The following is a 15,214-nucleotide window of genomic DNA, read 5'->3' as shown; positions in this document are numbered from 1 at the left end:
CTAGGATCGGGCCCATGCCGCCCCGGCTCTCGCCCCTCGACGCCTCGTTCCTCTACCTCGAGCAGCCGACCACGCCGATGCACGTCGGCGGTGTGTCGATCTTCGAGCGGCCCCCGTCCGGCTTCGACTACGACGCGCTCGTCGACCTCGTCGAGCAGCGCATCGCGCTCGTGCCCCGCTACCGGCAGAAGGTCCGGCACGTGCCGGCCAACCTCGCCCGCCCGGTGTGGGTCGACGACGTCGACTTCGACGTGGCCTACCACGTCCGCCGCTCCGCGCTGCCCAAGCCGGGCTCCGACGAGCAGCTCACCGAGCTCGTGGCGCGGCTCGTGTCGCGCCCGCTCGACCCCACCCGCCCGCTGTGGGAGATGTACCTGGTGGAGGGCCTGGAGCGCGATCGCTCGGCGATCCTCACCAAGACCCACCAGGCCATGGTCGACGGCATCAGCGCCATCGACATCGGCCAGGTCATCCTCGACGTGGCCGCGCCGAGCGAGGAGTCCGCGACCAACGGCCGAGCCGGGCACCCCGAGCTGTGGATGCCGCGCCCCGAGCCCACCGACGTGCAGCTCGTCATGGGGGCGGTGGCCGAGGCGGTGGCCCGGCCCGGGATGGTCCTGGAGACCGCCGTCGCCGCCGCCGGTGACGCCGTCGCCACCGTCGGGAAGGTCGCCGGCGGGTTCGCGCAGGTGTTCTCGATGGCGCGCGCGGCCAGCCGGCGCGCGCCGGGCACGCCGCTCAACGTCGACATCTCCACGCAGCGCCGCTTCGCCGTCGCCCGCACGGAGCTGGAGGACTACCGCCGCGTGCGGGCCGCGCACGGCTGCACCGTCAACGACGTCGTGCTCAGCGTCGTCGCCGGGGCCCTGCGCGACTGGCTGCTCTCCCGCGGCGAGCCGGTCACGGCGTCGTCGACGGTGCGGGCGATGGTGCCGCTGTCGGTGCGCGGCGAGGCCGACGTCCCCAGCACCGCGACGGCGGGTTCGCTCGGCAACCGCGTGTCGTCGTTCATCGTCGACCTGCCCGTCGGCGAGCCCAGCCCGGTGGTGCGGCTGCACCACGTCACGCACGCGATGCGGGAGCACACGGCCTCGGCGCACTCCGTCGGCGCCGACACGCTCGTGCGCATCGGCGGCTTCGCCCCGCCCACGCTGCACGCGCTCGGGGCGCGCGCGGCGAGCGGGATGTCGAAGCGGATCTTCAACCTGGTCGTCACGAACGTCCCCGGGCCGCAGTTCCCGCTGTACGCGGCGGGGGCGCGGATGCTGGAGATGTTCCCGGTCGTGCCGCTGGCGAAGGGGCAGGCACTGGCCATCGGACTGACCTCCTACGACGGTGGTGTCTACTACGGCTTCAACGGCGACCGCGACGCCATGCCCGACGTCGACGTGCTGGCCGGCCTCGTCGACGAGGCGCTCGACGAGCTCGTGGGGACGGTGAGCTGATGCGGGTCTACATCCCGGCGACGTGGCCGCTACTGGCGCGGATGGTGAAGAACGGCCGCCTCGACCCGCTGGGGGGCACGGCGTTCGCGCTCACCCCGAAGCTGCGGGAGAGCTACACCGCGGGCGACGAGGAGGAGCTCGAGTACGCCGCGATGGCCGAGGCCGCGCGCGCGTCGCTGCGGCTGCTCGGCGTCGAGTTCGGGCTGGGGGAGGACAGCGTCCCGGCCCGGCGGGTGGTGGTGGCGGCCGACGTCGAGGCCACGCTGCGCCCCGACCTGGACGACGGCGCGGTCCGCATCTCCGGCGGCGTGCCGATGACGGCGGTGGCGGCGGTCCACGTCGACACCGAGGAGGCCGAGTACGCGGTGCGCCAGGCCGCGGCCGCGGTCGACGCCGCCGACATGGGCGACCTCGACGCCGAGTTCCTCATCGGTGAGGCCGAGGACCACGAGCTGGCCTGGTACGCGCCGTCCGAGGTGGCGTTCCTGGTGGAGCTCTCGGACTAGCGGCCGCGACTAGCGGGCCTTCTTCCGCCACGCCGTGTAGGAGCTGACCGGCCCCGCGTGCGGGCGGAACAGCCACGGCCACGGGTGCACCCGGACCGGCCCGACCTCCGCGGCGCGGGTGCGGAACCCGGGCACCGGGGCGTGCGTCACGGCCACCGCGCGCCCGCGCAGCACGCCCGGCACGGTGCCCCGGTGCACCTCGACCGGACGGCGGGTGCCCAGGTCGGCCAGGGTCTCGGCGAGGAACACCAGCCGCTTGCCCGACAGCCGCAGGCGCGCGAGCAGCGGTTCGTCGAACACGAACACCGCGGGCAGGCCGGGGTGTGCGGCCAGGGCGGGGTCGGCGTCGCCGAGCGACTCGGCGGTGAGCCAGACGGCCTCGGGCTCGCCCTCGCCGGCGGGCTCGCGCGGCCCGCCGGTCGCCTCCGGGTCGGGGTCGGCGCGCAGGCGGGGGTCGGGCTCGGGACGGGGCTCCGGCGGGGCGTCGGCGGGCCAGTGCTCGATGGGGCAGGCGTCGCGCAGGGCGCAGTCGCGGCAGAGCTGGGGCGCGCGCTTGCGGACCTGCCAGCGGGAGAAGCCGTAGGGCTTGCCGGTGCCGCCGCCGACCGTCCACTGCCAGCCGAGGCGGTTGGCCGCGCGCGAGCCGTCGAGCAGGTGGGTGAAGAAGCGGTCCTCGCCCTCGGTCCACTCGGCCCCGGCGCGCACGGTCCACTGGGAGGACAGCCACATCCGCGTCTGGTTCACCAGCCAGCCGTCGGTCTCCAGCTCCTCGACGCAGGTCGCGACGCAGTTCATCGCGGCGGGCCACGGCTCGTCCCAGGGCTGCGCGGGGCGCGCCGGGGCCGCCCGCAGCGCCGCGGCGGTGCGCCGGCCGACCCGCGCGTAGAGGTGGCGGGCGTACTCCTGCCAGGCCAGCTCGTCGCGGAACTTCGTGCGGTCGCGGGCGGGGGCGTCCGCCGCGGCGGCCCACGCCGTCGGCAGGTCGATGAGGCCGTACCGGATCCACGGGGAGAGCCGGGTCGCCCCGCGCCGCCCCACGGGAAGCACCTCGTTGCGGCGGGCGGCGTAGCCGGTGAGGTCGAGCGCCGCGAGGGCGGTGTCGGCGGCCTGCTGGCCGCCGCGGAAGGCGGGGGAGGCGACGGGCTCGTCGCGGCAGAGGTCGGCCAGGTGCGCGCGGACCCACGCGGTGGCGGTGTCCGGTGCGGATGCGGTGTCCGGCGCGGGGGTGGGGAGCAGCACGGCCCCAGTCTCGGCGCGGCGTGCGGCCCGCGCGCGGCGAACGGCGCCTGCGGCGCTCGTGAGCGGCGATCGTGGTCAGGGCCACGATCGCCACTCACGGGCGCGTCAGCGCACCTGGTCCTGCGGCGGCGGCGCGATCGTCGCGGCCTGGCCCCAGTCGCGGTAGCTGCTCGTGACCACCAGCGTCCCGATCCCGGGCAGCTCCTGGCGGGCGGCGCTGCGCAGCGGGCGGTGGGCGGCGTCGACCCACAGCGTCGAGGTGATCCGGTCCAGCCCCGAGCGGACCTGCTGCTCGAGCTGCTCGCGCAGCGCCGGGTCGGTCGTGGTGGCCGCGGCGCGGGCGAGGTCGGTGACGATCGTGTAGCGCACCGCCGGGTCGCCGCCGATGACGTCGTCGACGGCGTCGCTGACCAGCGTGGCGTCGGCGTAGCGCGAGAGCGTGACGGTGAGGTCGGCCCGCTCGGTGAGCTGGTTCGCGAGCGCGATCATCTGCTGGTCGGCGGGGTCGGTCGAGCTCGGGTCGACCCGGACCCACGGGCGGTCGTCGTTGCCGCCGGCCGCGGGCATCCGCAGGTAGACCGCGTCCGGGAGCACCACGAAGCCGGTCTCCTGCGGGTCGGCCCCCGACTGCGTGACGACCTGCGTGAACGCCAGCTCGACGTCGGCGTCGCTGATCCGCACCTCGCCCGCGCCGGTGAACCGCAGCCGCGCGTCCTGCGCGCCGGTGAGCTCCCCGCGCAGGGTGAACCGCGCCGTCTCGTCGACGCGCTGCTGCGCCGACACGGCCGTGATGAGCTCGCCGATGTCGTAGTAGCGCGTGAGCGCGGCCGGGGCCGGCTCGGCCCCGCCGCACCCCGCTACGGCACCGGCGACGAGCAGTACGGCGAGCAGGCGGGACAACGACGATGCCACGACGGCGCCTCCAGAGGGTCGAGGAACCGTAGCGAACCGTTATCGGAGAGCGACGAGCACCCGGCGGAGCGCAGCGAGGCGGGCCGGCCGGAGCAGGCCCTGCTCGACCCGCGCGTCGAGGGCGCACTCGGGGTCGGCGGGCGGCCCGAGGTGCCCGCAGCCGCGGGGGCAGTCCTCGATCGCGGCGGCCAGGTCCTCGAACGCGGCGGGCACGTCGTCGGCGGTGACGTGGGCCAGCCCGAACGACCGGACGCCCGGCGTGTCGACGACCCAGCCGTCGCTCCCGTCGGCGGTGCGGGGCAGCGGCAGCGCCAGCGCGGCGACGGTGGTGTGGCGCCCCTTGCCGACGGCCGACACCACCCCGACGGCGCGGTCGACGCCCGGCAGTAGCGCGTTGACCAGCGTCGACTTGCCGACGCCCGAGTGCCCCACCAGCGCCGACACCTTCCCGGCGAGCAGCGCGGCCAGCTCGGTCGGGGGCTGGTCCCGGCGCGTGACGACGACGGGGAAGTCCAGCTCGCGGTAGGTGGCGGCGAACGGCTCGGCGTCGGCGAGGTCGGCCTTGGTCAGGCACAGGACGGGGGACAGGCCCCCGGCGTAGGCGGCGACCAGGCAGCGGTCGACGAACCCCGTGCGCGGCACCGGGTCGGCCACCGCCGTGACGATGACGAGCTGCTCGGCGTTGGCCACGACGACCCGCTCGTAGGGGTCGTCGTCCTCGGCGGTGCGCCGCAGCACCGTGGCGCGCGGGTCGACGCGGACGATGCGGGCCAGCGTGTCGGGGTCGCCGGTGAGGTCGCCCACCAGCCCCACCCGGTCGCCGACGACGATCGGCGTGCGGCCCAGCTCGCGGGCGCGCATCGCGGTGACCGGCGGGCGGGTGCTGTCGCCGTCGGGGGCGCAGGTCCAGCGGCCCCGGTCGACGAGGGTGACCATCGCGCCCTCGGCGTCGGCGTGGTCGGGGCGCTGCTTGGTGCGCGGCCGCGACCCCCGCCGCCCGGGGCGGATCCGGACGTCGGACTCGTCGTACTCCCGCTTGCTCATGCCCGCATCACCCGAGCAGCGCCGTCCAGCGTCCGGGGAAGTCGGGGATCGTCTTGTCCGTGCACCCGATGTCGTCGATCTCGACGCCGGGCACGACGAGCCCGACCAGTGCGCCCGCCGTGGCCATCCGGTGGTCGGCGTAGGCGCCCCACGGCGCGCCGTGCAGGCGGGCCGGGCGGATCTCCAGCCCGTCCTCGGTCTCGGTGACGTCGCCGCCGACCGCGGTGATCTCGTGGGCCAGCGCGGCGAGCCGGTCGGTCTCGTGGCCGCGGATGTGCGCGACGCCCCGGATCCGCGACGGGCCGGCGGCCAGCGCGGCCATGGCGGCGACGGTTGGGGTGAGCTCGCTGGCGTCGTGCAGGTCGACGTCGACGCCCTGGAGCCGGTCGGGACCGTGCACCGTCATGCCGTCCGGGCCGGGCTCGACGCTGCAGCCGGCCTGCGCGAGCACCGACAGGATCTCGGCGCCGGGCTGCGTGGAGCCCGCGGGCCAGCCGGCGACGGTGACCGAGCCGCCGGTCAGCGCGGCCGCGGCCAGGAACACCGAGGCGTTCGACAGGTCGGGCTCCACCGCCCAGTCGCACGCGGCGACCGGGCCCGGGGCGACGTGCCAGGTGTTCGGCGAGGAGTCGTCGACCTCGACCCCGGCCGTGCGCATCATCTCCACCGTCATCTCGATGTGCGGCAGCGACGGCACCGGCTTCCCGTCGTGGTGGACGGTGACGCCCTTCTCGTAGCGCGCCGCCGACAGCAGCAGCCCGGACACGAACTGGCTCGACGCCGACGCGTCGACGACGACGTCGCCGCCGGTCAGCGAGCCCGTGCCGACGACGGTGAACGGCAACGCGTCGCCGTCGACCCGGGCGCCCAGGGCCCGCAGCGCGCCGAGCACCGTGCCCATCGGGCGCTCGCGGGCGCGCGGGTCGCCGTCGAAGCGGACCGGGCCGTCGGCGAGGACCGCGGCGGGCGGCACGAACCGCATGACGGTGCCGGCGAGCCCGCAGTCGACGTCGCCGCCGTGCAGCCCCGTGGACGGCGCGAACGCGACGTGCTCGCCCTCGACGGTGACGGGCACGCCGAGCGCCCGCAGCGCACCGACCATCAGCGCGGTGTCGCGCGTGGCCGGCGCCCCGGAGACCGAGGCGGCGCCGCCGGAGAGGGCGGCGAGCAGCAGCGCGCGGTTCGTCACGGACTTGGAACCGGGCACGGAGACCCGGCCGCGGACGGGGCCGGTCGCGACGGGGGCGGTCCAGGGGCTGCTCACGGCACCCATGATCCCCCATTCCTTCCGGTCGGCGGGCTGTCGGGGTGGGGTGCCACGATGGACCCATGTGCGGTCGCTACGCCTCGATCAAGGCCCCCACCGACCTCGCCGACGAGTTCCGCGCCGTCGACGCCACGGACGGTGCGGCCCGGCCCGACTACAACGTCGCGCCCACCAAGCAGATCGTCGCGGTCGTGCAGCGCCACCCGCGCGACGCCGACGGCACGCCCGACCCGGACACCACCGAGCGCACGCTGCGCCTGGTGCGCTGGGGGCTGGTGCCGTCGTGGGCCAAGGACCCGAAGGCCGGCGCCCGCATGATCAACGCGCGGTCTGAGACGGCCGCGGAGAAGCCGGCGTTCAAGCGGGCGATGCAGGCGCGGCGCTGCCTGGTGCCCGCCGACGGCTGGTACGAGTGGCAGCGGGGACCCGAGCACAAGCAGCCCTACTACACCCACTGCGCCGACGGCTCCTCGCTCGCGATGGCCGGTATCTGGGAGTACTGGAAGCCCAAGGACGACCCCGAGGGCGCCTACCCCGACGGGCTCGTCACGGCCTCGGTGCTCACGACGTCCGCGGTGGGCGTGCTGGCGCAGGTCCACGACCGGATGCCGCTGCTGCTGCCGCCCTCGGCCTGGGACGCCTGGCTCGACCCCGACGTCGGCGCGGACGACCCGTCGGTGGCCGCGCTGCTCGCCCCGCCGTCCGACGAGCTGGTCGGCGCGCTGGAGCTGCGGCCGGTGTCGCCGAAGGTCAACAGCGTCCGCAACAACGGCCCCGAGCTGCTGGAGCCGTTCGAGGACGTGCCGGAGCCCCTGCAGCTCGACCTGCTGGCGGGCCCGAACCCGGCATGACGCCGTCCCCGCCCGACCCGGCTCCCGTCGAGGTCGACACCCCGCACGGGCCCGCCCGCCTCACCCGCCACGACGCGCCCGACCCGCGCGCGGTGCTGCTGCTCGGGCACGGCGCGGGCGGCGGCGTCGGCGCGCCCGACCTGGTGTCGGCCACCGCGGCGGCCACCGGGGCCGGGGTGTCGGTCGTGCTCGTGGAGCAGCCCTACCGGGTGGCCGGTCGCCGCGCCCCGGCGCCCGCCGGGCAGCTCGACACGGCGTGGCTGGCGGTCGTCGGGCACGTGCGGGCCGGCCTGCCTCTGCTGTTCGGCGGCCGCAGCTCCGGCGCCCGGGTGGCCTGCCGCACCGCGGCGGCCGGGGGAGCGGTCGGCGTGCTGTGCCTGGCGTTCCCCGTCGCGCCGCCGCGGACCCCGGAGAAGCACCGGCTCGCCGAGCTCGCCGCGCCGACCGTCCCGGTGCTGGTGGTGCAGGGCGCGAACGACCCGTTCGGCGTGCCCGACCCCGCACCGGGCCGCGAGGTGGTGGTCCTGCCCGGGGACCACGGCCTGAAGGCCGGGCACCCACTGCTGCGGGCCGCCGTCACCGCTTGGCTGGCGCGGTTCTGAGCCGTCGGGCGAACGGCGCTCCCGCACGACCCCACCGGACGAACGTGCCGTTCGCCCACCCCGGCCCGGCCGGGCTACGTCGCGATCGGCGCGAACACCGCGCCGGCCAGGCGGGCCAGGTCGGCCGGGGCCAGCTCGACCTCCAGCCCGCGACGCCCCGCGCTGCAGAACATCGTGTCCAGCCCCTGCGCCGAGGAGTCGACGACGGTCGGCAGCCGCTTGCGCTGCCCGAGCGGCGAGATCCCGCCGGCGACGTACCCGGTGGTGCGCTCGGCGTCGGCGACGTCGGCCATCCGCGCCCGCTTCCCCCCGACGGCCGCGGCCAGCGCCTTGAGGTCGAGGGAGTCCGCGACCGGCACCACGGCGACGGTGAGCCTCCCGTCGACCTCGGCGACGAGCGTCTTGAACACCCGCGCCGGGTCGAGCCCCAGGAGCTGCGCGGCCTCGGGCCCGTACGCCTGGCCGGAGCCGTGCTCGTAGGAGTGCAGGACGTGCGCCACCCGCTCCTTCGTGAGCAGCGCCGTCGCCGGGGTTCCCCTGCCTGCCATGGCGGCGACGCTAGCGGCGCGGGAATCACCCGGCGGGGGGCGGGTGTTGTACGAGCCGTGACGCACGCACTGATGGACTCCCCCCCGGTATCACCGGGCCGCTCCGCGACGAGGCGCGTAGGCTCGTCCCGTCGTACGGTCACCACTCCGGTGGCCGGCCCCGGGACCCGCGTGGTCCGGCGCGAGAGGAGCACGGTGCCCGGCAGCACGTCCGACCGCACCGCCCCGGTCACCGACGCGGCCCCCGAGCCCGAGGTGGTCGACCAGGAGGCGGAGACCCCCGAGGAGCGCATGGCGCGCTTCGAGCGTGACGCGATGCCGCTCATCGACCAGCTCTACGGCGCGGGCCTGCGCATGACGCGCAACCCGGCCGACGCCGAGGACCTCGTCCAGGAGACCTACCTGAAGGCGTACTCCGCCTTCGGCACGTTCCGCGCCGGCACCAACCTCAAGGCGTGGCTCTACCGGATCCTGACGAACACCTACATCAACGGCTACCGCAAGAAGCAGCGCCAGCCGCTGCAGTCGCCGACCGACGAGATCACCGACTGGCAGATCGCGCAGGCGGGCGAGCACACGTCGAAGGGGCTGCCCTCGGCCGAGGCCGAGGCGCTCGACGGGCTGCCCGACGACGACGTGAAGGCCGCGCTGCAGGCGCTGCCTGAGGACTTCCGGATGGCGGTGTACTACGCCGACGTCGAGGGGTTCGCCTACAAGGAGATCGCCGAGATCATGGGCACGCCGATCGGCACCGTGATGTCGCGGCTGCACCGGGGCCGGCGCCAGCTGCGCGAGATGCTCACCGAGACCGCGCGGGAGCGGGGCTTCCTGCGCGGCCAGGAGGTGAAGTCGTGAGCTGCGGCGACCACCACGAGACCGACTGCTCCGAGGTCCTCGCCGAGGTCTGGCTGTTCCTCGACCAGGAGTGCGACGGCGAGCGCCGCGCGCTGCTGTCCAAGCACCTCGACGAGTGCGGGCCCTGCCTCGCTGAGTACGGCCTCGACGAGAAGCTCAAGCGCCTGCTGGCCACCAAGTGCGGCGGCGAGCAGGCCCCTGCGGGCCTCAAGGACAAGCTGCGCCAGCAGATCCGCACCGCGGTCCTGGAGCAGGCCGAGGTCACCGTCGAGTCGGGCCCCGAGGGCACGACCACCACGGTCCGCACGACGCGCGTCGAGCGCCGCTCGTACTGAGCTCGCGACCGATCACCACCGCACGCACGATGATGCCGGGGCCCCCGCGGGGGCCCCGGCATCGTCGGTTCTGCGGCTGATCGCGTCTCAGGTGTTGGGGCGCTTGCCGTGGTTCGCGCCGCCCTTCTTGCGGTCGCGGCGCTTGCGTGCACGCTTCGACATGGTTCCCTCCCTCACACGGTCGTGGCTGCTGGACCCATCGTCCCACGTGGTTGACTTCCTCCGGTGTCCACCCTGAGCGAGCTGCTGGCCGAGCACACCCAGCTGGCCGGCGACGTCGTCGAGCACCTGCAGCGGGTCGTCGCGGAGTGGCAGCTGCTCGCCGACATGTCGTTCGCCGACTTCCTGCTCTGGGTGCCGCTGGAGTCGGACTTCCTGTGCGTCGCCCAGGCCCGGCCCACCACCGCCCCCACCGCGCACGGCGAGGACATGGTGGCCCGGCGCGTACCGGTCGCGGAGAACCCGCAGCTGCGCCGGGCGGTCGTCGAGGGCCGGATCTGCCGCGACGAGGACCCGCGCTGGCACCTGGAGGTGCCGGTCCGCACCGAGACGATCCCGGTGCGGCACGGCGGCGCGGTCGTCGCCGTGCTCTCGCGCGACACCAACCTCGCGATGCCGCGCGTGCCCAGCCCGCTGGAGATCGCCTACCTGGGCAGCGCGTCGGACCTGTGCCAGATGGTCGCCGACGGCACCTTCCCGCCGAAGGCCACCGTCGCCGGCGCCGACACGAGCCCGCGGGCGGGTGACGGGCTGGTCCGGCTCGACGCCCACGGCCTCGTCGCCTACGCCAGCCCCAACGCGCTCTCGGCCTACCACCGGATGGGCCACGCCAGCGACCTCGTCGGCCTGCCGCTCGACCGCGCCACTCGCGCGCTCGTCCTCGACCCGTTCGACGCCGCCGAGGTCGCGGGGCGCATCGAGTCGGCGCTGGCCGGACGGCACTCGCTGCGCATGGAGATCCGGGCCCGCGGCGCGGTCATGCTGCTGCGCGCGCTGCCGCTGCGCCCGCGCGGCGACGCGGCGGGCGCGCTCGTGCTCGTCCGCGACATCACCGACCTGCGCCGGCGCGACATGGCGCTGCTGTCCAAGGACGCCACCATCCGGGAGATCCACCACCGGGTGAAGAACAACCTGCAGACCGTCGCCGCGCTGCTGCGGCTGCAGGCCCGCCGCACGGCGATCCCGGAGGCCCGCCGGGCGCTGGCGGAGAGCGTGCGGCGCGTCGACTCGATCGCGCTGGTCCACGAGACCCTGTCGGCGTCGGTGGCCGAGCGCGTCGACCTCGACGAGCTCGTCGACAAGGTGCTGCCCGCCATCGGCGACGGCGCCACGGCCGAGTCGCGGGCGAAGGTGCGCCGCGACGGCAGCTTCGGCGAGCTGTCCGCCGAGCTCGCCACGCCGCTCGTGCTGGTGCTCACCGAGCTCGTGCACAACGCGCTCGCCCACGCGTTCGAGCCCGGGCGGGCCGGCGAGGTCGTGGTCACGGCGCGGCGCACCGCGTCGACGCTGGACGTGGGCGTCCTCGACGACGGGGTGGGCCTGCCGCCGGGGTTCGACGTCGAGACCGCGGACGGCCTGGGGCTGCAGATCGTGCGCACCCTGCTCGACTCGGAGCTCGACTCCGCGCTGCAGGTGCGGGCCAGGGCCGGGGGCGGAACGGAGGCCCTCATCAGGCTCTCGTTACGGGGGCGTTAGCCTACGACTGTGGTTGACGGCACGCAGGTCGCACTGGCGGGCCGCCGACTCCCCACCCGGAGCAGCCCCCGCGTGCGCCCGGTGGAACGACCGAGGGCCCGTTGCCGGGTGCAGTCCGGCTTCGGGCCCTCGGTGGGGGAGTCTTCTACTTCTGGTGGTTCCGGTCGTACTGGTACTGCTGCTGCGCTGATCAGCTTCGCCGAGATCAGGCCGTGCGAGCGCGGGTGCGCGCGTTGCGGCGCTTCAGCGCCCGACGCTCGTCCTCGCTCATGCCGCCCCAGACGCCCGCGTCCTGGCCGCTCTCGAGCGCCCACGTGAGGCACTCGGTGACCACGGGGCAGCGGCGGCATACGGTCTTGGCCTCGGCGATCTGGAGCAGCGCAGGACCGCTCGTCCCCACGGGGAAGAACAGCTCGGGGTCCTCGTCGCGGCAGATTGCGCGGTGGCGCCAGTCCATGATTGCTTTGCTCCTCGTACTTGCGCGATCGGGGTCGCGCCGATCGTCCGTCACGGTGTTTCCGCGCTTGTGAATTGTTTCACGAGCGCGTACGTCTTTCAAGGGGTCAAGGTCCACTCCGGTGAGTGGTTCCACCCACCTTCGTAACGAGATCCGACACGTTCGGTTACTGCTCCGCATCGTCCGTGACGAAGGGCGTGAACCTCCGCCCGCCCATCGGGTCGCGGTTACCCGGTTCCCGACGGACCATGCGTGGTTGCCGACACCGTGGTGGCTGCGGGTCCCTCGCCTGTCCGGTGCCTACAGTGCGCTCTCGTTTGCCCTGGTGCGAGCCCTTATCGGCTCGACGGTCCGCCGTGATCGGTGAATGGACCGTCGACGTCCCCGAAACGGGTGACCCGGACCGCTCGACGCGACGAGAAGCGTCTTTCGCACGACGACTCGTCGCTCACCGGGTACGCGTGGGAACTGCACGTCACCACCCGGTCGGGGTCCTATCCTCGGTGCCGTGAGGCCAGAACAACCCCCCGCACCTGCCGGTCCACCCCCTCAGGTGCGCCTCGCCGGGGTGTCGGTGGCCCTGCAGGGGCTCGCCGCCGTCGTCTTCGCCGTGCTGCTGGCGCTCCGCGCCGGATCGGCCGACCTTCCCGTCGACTTCGTCCTGGGGGAGTCGGCCTACTTCGCGGTGATCGGCCTGGCGCTGGTCGCCGTCGGCGTCGGGCTCGTCACCGGTCGCCGATGGGCGCGCACGCCCGCGATCGTCACGCAGCTGCTGCTGCTGCCCGTCGTCTACTCCCTGATCGGCCCGTCGCGCCAGCTCGTCCTCGGGATCGGCACCGGCGTGCTGGTGGTGGCCACGTTCCTGCTGCTGATCAGCGAGCGCTCGCGGGGGTGGTCGATGGGCCTGGACCTGCCGGACGCCCCAGGGCGGTGAGGGCGTCGCCGTCGAGGCGGAAGGTGGACCAGCCGTCCATCGGGTGCGCCCCGAGCCCGCGGTAGAAGGCGACGGACGGGGCGTTCCAGTCCAGCACCGACCACTCCAGCCGGGCGTAGCCGCGCTCGGTGCACACGCCGGCCAGCGTGGCGAGCAGGGCCCGGCCCAGGCCCGCGCCGCGGTGGGCGGGCTGCACGTAGAGGTCCTCGAGGTACACGCCGTGCACGCCGCGCCAGGTGGAGAAGTTGAGGAACCACAGCGCGCAGCCGACGACCTCGCCGCCGACCTCGGCCACGTGCCCGAACAGCGCGGGTGAGGGGCCGAACAGGGCGGCGGTGAGCTGGTCGGTGGTGAGCAGGCAGGAGTCGGGCTCCCGCTCGTAGGCGGCGAGCTCGTGCACCAGTCCCACGACGGCCGCGACGTCGCCGGGCTGCACGGGCCGGACCTTCACGCCACCGCCCGCAGGTTGACGTGCACCAGGCTCGGCACGCCGCGCTCGTCGCCCAGCACGGACCAGGCGGCGGCGTCCATCGTGAACCGGACGCCCTCGGTGGCGGGCAGGCCGATCCAGCGCGCGATGAGCACGCGGGAGAAGTGGCCGTGCCCGACGAGGACGACGTCGCCGCCGGCCTCCCGGGCCTGCGCCAGCACCGCGTCGGCCCGGGCCCCGACCTCCTCGGCGGTCTCGCCGTTCGGGCAGGGGTGGGTCCAGACCGTCCAGTCCGGGACGGTCTCGCGGATCTGCGGCGTCGTGCGGCCCTCGCAGTCGCCGTAGTCCCACTCGCCGAGCCGCTCGTCGACGCGGTCGACGGTGAGCCCGGCCAGCTCGGCGGTGACGACGGCCCGGCTGCGCGGGCTGCTCAGCACCAGCGCGGGCGCGCCGTCGATCAGCCGCCTGCCGAGCTCGCCCGCGGCGACCGCGAGCTCGCGCCCGCGCTCGGTGAGGGGGATGTCGGTGCGACCGGTGTGCCTGCCCGAGAGCGACCACTCCGTCTCACCGTGTCGCAGCAGGTGCACCCGACCGGTCATGGGGCCACGGTAGTGCGCCGGGCACCGCGGGGCGTGACGCGAACGACGCAGACGGCGGGCGTCCCACGCTCTAGGATCCCGGGTGTACCCGACAGCCGAACCCCGTCGGTCCGCGCCGCTCCATCCCGGCAGCGCGTGATCCGCGGGAGGCCGTCCGGCACCGCGACAGGGCAGTCACCCGCCCTCCGGTGCACGGCGATCCAGCGCCCCGCAACCGGAAGCAGTGCATTCCCATGAGTTCCTCCGCCGTGTCCACACCCCTGCCCGCGTCCGCGTCCGACCCCGCCCCGACCCGTGAGGACGTGTTCGCCGCGCACCTGGGCGGCAAGCTCTCCACCGGCCTGACGACCCCGCTCGACGACGCCCGCGACCTGGCGATCGCCTACACGCCGGGCGTCGCCGACGTCAGCCGCGCCATCGCCGCGGACCCCTCGCTGGTCTCCCGCTACACGTGGACGAGCCGGCTCGTCGCCGTCGTCAGCGACGGCACGGCCGTGCTCGGGCTCGGCGACATCGGCCCGCGCGCCTCGCTGCCGGTGATGGAGGGCAAGTCGGCGCTGTTCAAGGCGTTCGGCGGGCTCGACTCCATCCCGCTCGTGCTCGACACCACCGACGTCGACGAGATCGTCGAGACCCTCGTCCGCCTGCGCCCGAGCTTCGGCGCGGTCAACCTCGAGGACGTCTCGGCGCCGCGCTGCTTCGAGCTGGAGCGGCGCCTGGTCGAGGCGCTCGACTGCCCCGTCATGCACGACGACCAGCACGGCACGGCGATCGTCCTGCTCGCCGCCCTGCGCGGCGCGTGCACGGTGCAGGGCCGCGAGCTGCGCGACCTGCGCGTCGTCATCTCGGGGGCCGGGGCCGCGGGCGTCGCGTGCGCGCGCATCCTGCTGGCCGCCGGCGCCACCGACGTGACCGTCCTGGACTCCCGCGGCATCCTGCTGCCCGGCCGCCCCGGCGTCGCGGGGGAGAAGGCGTCGCTGGCCGAGGTGACGAACCCGCGGCGGCTGTCCGGCGCCACCGCCGAGGCGCTCGCGGGCGCCGACGTGTTCGTGGGCCTGTCCAGTGCGCGCCTGCCCGAGGAGCTGCTCTCGCTGATGGCGCCCGGGGCGTTCGTGTTCGCGCTGTCGAACCCCGACCCCGAGGTGCACCCCGACGTCGCCCGCCGCTACGCCTCGATCGTCGCCACCGGGCGCAGCGACTTCCCCAACCAGATCAACAACGTGCTGGCCTTCCCGGGCGTGTTCCGGGGGGCTCTCGACGCGGGCGCGCGACGGATCACCGAGGCGATGAAGCTCGCCGCCGCGGACGCCATCGCGGCGGTCGCGCTCGACGACCTGGCGCCCGACCGGATCGTCCCGAGCCCGTTCGACCCGCGTGTCGCGCCCGCCGTGTCGCAGGCGGTCTCCGAGGCCGCCCAGATCGACCTCTGAGCGAAGCTGACTCGGAGTGACCTCCAGTTGGGCCTGCTGCCTGGAGGTTCGTGCTCCTGTGTCAC

General features: G+C 75.0%; 18 protein-coding genes. 9 read left to right on the top strand and 9 right to left on the bottom strand.

The features are described from left to right. Window positions 1-14: 14 nt before the first annotated feature. On the top strand, window positions 15-1,445 hold the full coding sequence (locus I4I82_RS08785; RefSeq protein WP_218595620.1) for a WS/DGAT/MGAT family O-acyltransferase: 1,431 nt from the start codon (window positions 15-17) through the stop codon (window positions 1,443-1,445). Continuing rightward, window positions 1,445-1,951, top strand: a complete 507-nt coding sequence (locus I4I82_RS08780) for a DUF6912 family protein (RefSeq protein WP_218594844.1) — start codon at window positions 1,445-1,447, stop codon at window positions 1,949-1,951. Before I4I82_RS08785 ends, I4I82_RS08780 begins: the two co-directional genes overlap by 1 nt. A 9-nt stretch (window positions 1,952-1,960) precedes the next feature. Here I4I82_RS08780 and I4I82_RS08775 read toward each other — a convergent pair whose 3' ends face one another. From I4I82_RS08775 to aroA, 4 genes are all read right to left on the bottom strand, one after another. Next, on the bottom strand, window positions 1,961-3,190 hold the full coding sequence (locus tag I4I82_RS08775) for an FAD-binding domain-containing protein (protein WP_226369951.1): 1,230 nt from the start codon (window positions 3,188-3,190) through the stop codon (window positions 1,961-1,963). A 105-nt stretch (window positions 3,191-3,295) separates the two neighbouring features. Then, window positions 3,296-4,102, bottom strand: a complete 807-nt coding sequence (locus I4I82_RS08770) for an SCO4651 family lipoprotein (protein ID WP_218594237.1) — start codon at window positions 4,100-4,102, stop codon at window positions 3,296-3,298. A 39-nt stretch (window positions 4,103-4,141) separates the two neighbouring features. Next, window positions 4,142-5,146: a ribosome small subunit-dependent GTPase A gene (rsgA, locus tag I4I82_RS08765; protein ID WP_218594238.1), complete on the bottom strand. Its 1,005-nt coding sequence runs from the start codon at window positions 5,144-5,146 to the stop codon at window positions 4,142-4,144. Between the two features lie 7 nt (window positions 5,147-5,153). Next, window positions 5,154-6,410, bottom strand: a complete 1,257-nt coding sequence (gene aroA / locus I4I82_RS08760; RefSeq protein WP_218594239.1) for a 3-phosphoshikimate 1-carboxyvinyltransferase — start codon at window positions 6,408-6,410, stop codon at window positions 5,154-5,156. 65 nt (window positions 6,411-6,475) lie between these two features. On the opposite strand from aroA, the gene I4I82_RS08755 reads away from it, so the two are divergent. Then, the gene (locus I4I82_RS08755) at window positions 6,476-7,264 is read left to right on the top strand and encodes an SOS response-associated peptidase (RefSeq protein WP_218595619.1); all 789 of its coding nucleotides are present in this window, start codon (window positions 6,476-6,478) and stop codon (window positions 7,262-7,264) included. Then, window positions 7,261-7,866, top strand: a complete 606-nt coding sequence (locus I4I82_RS08750) for an alpha/beta hydrolase family protein (RefSeq protein WP_218595618.1) — start codon at window positions 7,261-7,263, stop codon at window positions 7,864-7,866. Before I4I82_RS08755 ends, I4I82_RS08750 begins: the two co-directional genes overlap by 4 nt. A 74-nt stretch (window positions 7,867-7,940) precedes the next feature. Here I4I82_RS08750 and ybaK read toward each other — a convergent pair whose 3' ends face one another. After that, window positions 7,941-8,414, bottom strand: coding sequence for a Cys-tRNA(Pro) deacylase (gene ybaK, locus I4I82_RS08745; RefSeq protein WP_218592076.1), 474 nt, complete (start codon window positions 8,412-8,414; stop codon window positions 7,941-7,943). Between the two features lie 195 nt (window positions 8,415-8,609). On the opposite strand from ybaK, the gene I4I82_RS08740 reads away from it, so the two are divergent. Both I4I82_RS08740 and rsrA read left to right on the top strand, forming a co-directional pair. Further along, entirely contained in the window at window positions 8,610-9,269 is a 660-nt protein-coding gene (locus tag I4I82_RS08740; protein ID WP_218592077.1) for a sigma-70 family RNA polymerase sigma factor, read from the top strand. Then, a complete protein-coding gene (gene rsrA / locus I4I82_RS08735; RefSeq protein WP_218592078.1) occupies window positions 9,266-9,604 on the top strand; it encodes a mycothiol system anti-sigma-R factor in 339 nt (112 codons plus the stop codon). Before I4I82_RS08740 ends, rsrA begins: the two co-directional genes overlap by 4 nt. A gap of 87 nt (window positions 9,605-9,691) precedes the next feature. Here the strand turns inward: rsrA and I4I82_RS34905 are convergent, their stop codons facing one another. Next, entirely contained in the window at window positions 9,692-9,766 is a 75-nt protein-coding gene (locus I4I82_RS34905; protein WP_370467464.1) for a 50S ribosomal protein bL37, read from the bottom strand. Between the two features lie 63 nt (window positions 9,767-9,829). Here I4I82_RS34905 and I4I82_RS08730 point away from each other — a divergent pair, with 63 nt between their 5' ends. Then, window positions 9,830-11,299 (top strand): sensor histidine kinase, encoded by a 1,470-nt coding sequence (locus tag I4I82_RS08730; protein WP_218592079.1) that lies wholly within the window; start codon window positions 9,830-9,832, stop codon window positions 11,297-11,299. 205 nt (window positions 11,300-11,504) lie between these two features. Here the strand turns inward: I4I82_RS08730 and I4I82_RS08725 are convergent, their stop codons facing one another. Next, on the bottom strand, window positions 11,505-11,756 hold the full coding sequence (locus tag I4I82_RS08725) for a WhiB family transcriptional regulator (protein WP_075950692.1): 252 nt from the start codon (window positions 11,754-11,756) through the stop codon (window positions 11,505-11,507). Between the two features lie 508 nt (window positions 11,757-12,264). Here I4I82_RS08725 and I4I82_RS08720 point away from each other — a divergent pair. Continuing rightward, on the top strand, window positions 12,265-12,690 hold the full coding sequence (locus I4I82_RS08720) for a hypothetical protein (protein WP_218592080.1): 426 nt from the start codon (window positions 12,265-12,267) through the stop codon (window positions 12,688-12,690). Here I4I82_RS08720 and I4I82_RS08715 read toward each other — a convergent pair. Together I4I82_RS08715 and I4I82_RS08710 are read right to left on the bottom strand one after the other, a co-directional pair. Next, window positions 12,629-13,126 (bottom strand): GNAT family N-acetyltransferase, encoded by a 498-nt coding sequence (locus I4I82_RS08715; RefSeq protein WP_226369950.1) that lies wholly within the window; start codon window positions 13,124-13,126, stop codon window positions 12,629-12,631. The two genes, I4I82_RS08720 and I4I82_RS08715, sit on opposite strands and share 62 nt — an antisense overlap. Window positions 13,127-13,137: 11 nt before the next feature. Next, a complete protein-coding gene (locus I4I82_RS08710; protein ID WP_218592082.1) occupies window positions 13,138-13,719 on the bottom strand; it encodes an acid phosphatase in 582 nt (193 codons plus the stop codon). Between the two features lie 233 nt (window positions 13,720-13,952). Between I4I82_RS08710 and I4I82_RS08705 the strand changes: the two genes are divergently transcribed. Beyond that, window positions 13,953-15,149: an NAD(P)-dependent malic enzyme gene (locus tag I4I82_RS08705; protein WP_218592083.1), complete on the top strand. Its 1,197-nt coding sequence runs from the start codon at window positions 13,953-13,955 to the stop codon at window positions 15,147-15,149. Window positions 15,150-15,214 lie beyond the last annotated feature (65 nt).

Source organism: Pseudonocardia oceani, assembly GCF_019263585.2.
GTDB lineage: Bacteria > Actinomycetota > Actinomycetes > Mycobacteriales > Pseudonocardiaceae > Pseudonocardia > Pseudonocardia oceani.
This window is presented reverse-complemented; position numbering and strand designations above follow the sequence as displayed.

What these genes read in the sequence shown, in the direction of transcription:
- I4I82_RS08785 (WP_218595620.1), top strand. Translation starts at nt 15, where the DNA reads ATGCCGCCCCGGCTCTCGCCCCTCGACGCCTCGTTCCTCTACCTCGAG.
- I4I82_RS08780 (WP_218594844.1), top strand. Translation starts at nt 1,445, where the DNA reads ATGCGGGTCTACATCCCGGCGACGTGGCCGCTACTGGCGCGGATGGTG.
- rsgA (WP_218594238.1), bottom strand. Translation starts at nt 5,146, where the DNA reads ATGAGCAAGCGGGAGTACGACGAGTCCGACGTCCGGATCCGCCCCGGG.
- I4I82_RS08755 (WP_218595619.1), top strand. Translation starts at nt 6,476, where the DNA reads ATGTGCGGTCGCTACGCCTCGATCAAGGCCCCCACCGACCTCGCCGAC.
- I4I82_RS08750 (WP_218595618.1), top strand. Translation starts at nt 7,261, where the DNA reads ATGACGCCGTCCCCGCCCGACCCGGCTCCCGTCGAGGTCGACACCCCG.
- ybaK (WP_218592076.1), bottom strand. Translation starts at nt 8,414, where the DNA reads ATGGCAGGCAGGGGAACCCCGGCGACGGCGCTGCTCACGAAGGAGCGG.
- I4I82_RS08725 (WP_075950692.1), bottom strand. Translation starts at nt 11,756, where the DNA reads ATGGACTGGCGCCACCGCGCAATCTGCCGCGACGAGGACCCCGAGCTG.
- I4I82_RS08710 (WP_218592082.1), bottom strand. Translation starts at nt 13,719, where the DNA reads ATGACCGGTCGGGTGCACCTGCTGCGACACGGTGAGACGGAGTGGTCG.
- I4I82_RS08705 (WP_218592083.1), top strand. Translation starts at nt 13,953, where the DNA reads ATGAGTTCCTCCGCCGTGTCCACACCCCTGCCCGCGTCCGCGTCCGAC.